The organism is Mycobacterium sp. TH-M25 (assembly GCF_057473665.1).
In genome coordinates this window covers 1-3,258 of record NZ_JBYCLA010000037.1, presented here as the reverse complement: position 1 = coordinate 3,258, position 3,258 = coordinate 1, and the positions used below count along the sequence as shown (strand labels likewise).

1 protein-coding gene and 2 pseudogenes are annotated in these 3,258 nt (G+C 63.6%); all 3 read right to left on the bottom strand.

Features of this window, described 5'->3' with window-relative positions; all coding sequences use genetic code 11:
* Positions 1–326, bottom strand: a pseudogene (locus AC2VOU_RS01475) (tyrosine-type recombinase/integrase); the annotation flags it as partial.
* Positions 323–1,534 (bottom strand): site-specific integrase, encoded by a 1,212-nt coding sequence (locus tag AC2VOU_RS01470; protein ID WP_486955754.1) that lies wholly within the window; start codon positions 1,532–1,534, stop codon positions 323–325. The pseudogene AC2VOU_RS01475 and the gene AC2VOU_RS01470, both read right to left, overlap by 4 nt.
* An 89-nt stretch (positions 1,535–1,623) precedes the next feature.
* Positions 1,624–2,442 (bottom strand): annotated as a pseudogene (locus AC2VOU_RS01465) (IS256 family transposase); the annotation flags it as partial.
* Between the last annotated feature and the right edge of the window lie 816 nt (positions 2,443–3,258).

Genomic DNA, 3,258 nt, shown 5'->3' with positions numbered 1-3,258 from the left:
TCGGTATCGGAATACAGATAGGGCACGGCCCGCGCGGGTGGGCCGCCGAACAGGCCGGGCGGAGGGACCTCGACGGCGGGATCGAGTGTGTGCAGGTAGGGCGCGAATCCCCGCAGCGGCCCCATACGAGCCCGTAACCAGCTCGGGCTTGCGTTCTCGGGCAAACGAACCCACGCGAGCGCGTCGGCAACGGTGATGGTGTGCTTGTCCTGGCCCTCGAGCCAGTCGAGGAACTGGATCAGCAGCTTGGCGTCGCGTCGCAGCGTGAACCCCAACGACCGCCGTAGCTCCAGATAGTCGGTCAAGGCAGTGCGCAGCTCGGTCATGACGCGCCGCCAACCGGCCACGGCCGCGCCAGTGCACGAAGCCCTTCGACGTCGACCTTCGCATAGATTGCGGTGGTCAATGGTCGGCGGTGACGCAGCACTTGGCCGATCTCGGTCAGCGGTGCACCGGCAGTCAACATCGAGGTGGCCGCGCTGTGACGCAGCCGATGGGCATGCACGACGCCCAGCCCGGCTCGCAAGGCGACCTCGGCGACCACTTGGGTGACACCGACACTGGCCAGTCCCCGGCGTGGTGCCCGGCGCCGAATGAATAGGTAGCGGTCGAGAGCATCAGGTGGTCGATCGTGCCGCAGGTAGTCCACGATCGCCTCGCCAACGTCGACCGGCAGAGGAAGACGATCGCGACGCCCACCCTTGCCGACGACCATGATTTCTCCTCGCCGCCAATCGATATCGTCCAGCTTCATCGCGGCGACCTCACCGCATCGCAACCCGACACGCGACATCAACAGCAGCATCGCGAAGTTGCGCCTACCCGCGCCTGATCCCCGATCACACGCCGCTAGCAGGGCCGCCACCTCAGCCGGCTTCAACGCTTTGGGCAACCCCGGATCGCGATAAGCGACTCTCGGCACGGCCTCAGACAGCGACTTCACGGTCAGTCCTTCGACGTGCAAAAACCGCAGCAATGCCCGCATCGCGCTGGCCAACCGCTGTGTGGTTTTGGGTGCCTGCCCAGGCGCCCGAGCCCGAATGAAGCCGCTCACGTCACCCGCTTCGATAGCGATCAACCCCTGCCCGCCGTCGCCGGCGACGTGCTGTTCGACGAATGGCCGGATATGGTCGACATAGCCGCGGACCGACGCAGCGCCCATTGCCCGCTCGCCGAACAGATAGGCTTGGAACCGGTCCAACAAGGCCTCGGCCGGTGTCAGCACGATCGGCGCAGAACTCGACGCAACCCCAGCCTTCCTAAGGTGAATCAGCAACGGCGCGAACGCTTTCGCGGATTTGGGGCGGCGATGGCCGCCAGCGTGGCGGGCCGCCAGATACCGGTCGATCATCGGCGGAGCCAGATCCACCGCGTCGATCCGCTGATCAGCCATCCACCGACTCAGATGCGCGATCCAACCCAGCTGGCAGACAGCCGAATTGGCTGTATAGCCCTGCCGCTCCAGGTCAGCGGCGAACCCGGCCGCATACGGCTCCAACGGTCCCACCACAAACGAACGCAACACATGAATCATGACGCTCTCCTCTCCTATAACGGAGATCAAGCGTCCGCCGAAACCCTCTGAGATTATGCCGATATCGGCAGCACGGAAAACGTCCCTACCAGCACCGGCCACCCCGACGTCGGCATAACCAGAAGATCGGAGTAATGGGTTCGGCAGCGTTGCCACGCCGCGCCGGGCAAGTTCGCCGCGATCGCCTCGATCAGGCCGCGGTGGGCATCGGAGGTGACCAGCCGGACGCCGTGCAGGCCGCGGGCGACCAGGTCGGCGAAGAAGGTGTTCCACGCCGGGCCGGTCTCACTGGTGGCGACTTTGACCCCGAGCACCTCACGGTGCCCGTCGGCGTTGACGCCGGTGGCCACCAGCACGACAGCGTTGACCACCCGCCCGTCTTCGCGGACTTTCATCGTCAACGCGTCAGCCGCGACGAAGGTGAACGGCCCCGCCTCGCCGAGTGGGCGGGTGCGAAACGCCTCAACCTGCCCATCAAGGTCTGCCGCCATCCGCGAGACCTGCGACTTGGACAAACTGGTGATCCCCAACGTGGCCACCAGCTTGTCCATCCGCCGGGTGGAGACCCCGAGCAGATAGCAGGTCGCCACCACCGAAATCAGTGCCGCCTCAGCGCGTTTGCGGCGCTCCAGCAGCCATTCCGGGAAATACGAGCCCTGACGTAGCTTGGGGATCGCCACATCGATCGTGCCGACCCGGGTGTCCAGGTCGCGGTGGCGGTAGCCGTTGCGGGAATTGATCCGTTGCGTGCTGGCCTGGCCGTACTCGGCACCACACACCGCATCGGCGTCGGCACTCATCAGCGCGTTGAGCACCGTGCCCAGCAGCGTGCGCATCAGATCCGGCGACGCATCGGCCAAACCTTTCTCCAACAACGCGGCAGGGTTCAGAATATGGGGAGCGGTCATCGTGATGGTTCCTCTCGAGAGTGCTTTGGAAGGTTCACTCGAAGGATCACGCGGTGACCGCGCTCACGTCCCGAACGACACACCGGGAAACGATCACGCGATCCGCGTTACACCACTATCAGGGACGCAACTATAGTTGCCGTCCCCAACAGCGACCAGATCGCCGAGACTCGGCGCATCCCGAAAGTTCATTGTGGTCCATGTCCCCGGATTCCGACTCCTGGTGCCACGGGCTGTGACGGATATCGATCCCCTACTGAGACGTGCTGGGCCTACCCGTTGATACGCCGGTCCGTTCGTCCGCCTGTCGCAGGCTCCGAGACGGCTAAAGTAGCGAGGACTCGTTTTGGATCAGCAACGAGTTTGCAGGGTCGATAAGTCGAACAGGCCGGTGGCGCTTCGGAGCGCAGCTACCAGCGTGCCATCGTATTTCTGACCAGTTGTTGGTCGACGAGAAACGTCTTCCCGCCGCCATCACCGGGCATGCCTCGTAGGAAAAGAAGCGTTTCGTGAGACAAACCCCGGTGCGGCCAATGTGAGACAAAACGGATAACGCCAGTTCAGAGCGGCAGGCATATGCAGCAAAAAATGCGAACCTACATGTCTATGTAGGTTCTCAGTTTTGACTGCACTTCCGTTGCACTTGTGCAGTGAAACTGAGAATTTGGCGGCATGCGCGGCAGAGGACCGTGCGAGATGCCGAAGCCGTTAGCCGCCGGCGAAAAGCAAGCAGCCTTATGCCCCAGTGATCGCCTTAGCTGCGATGTCGATTAGGAGATCACGACCCCCGGTGGCAAAGAACCCTGCGAGCTGGTT

Bases quoted from the DNA above. Each gene is read 5' to 3' on its own strand.
- AC2VOU_RS01470 (WP_486955754.1), bottom strand. From the start codon at position 1,534: ATGATTCATGTGTTGCGTTCGTTTGTGGTGGGACCGTTGGAGCCGTAT.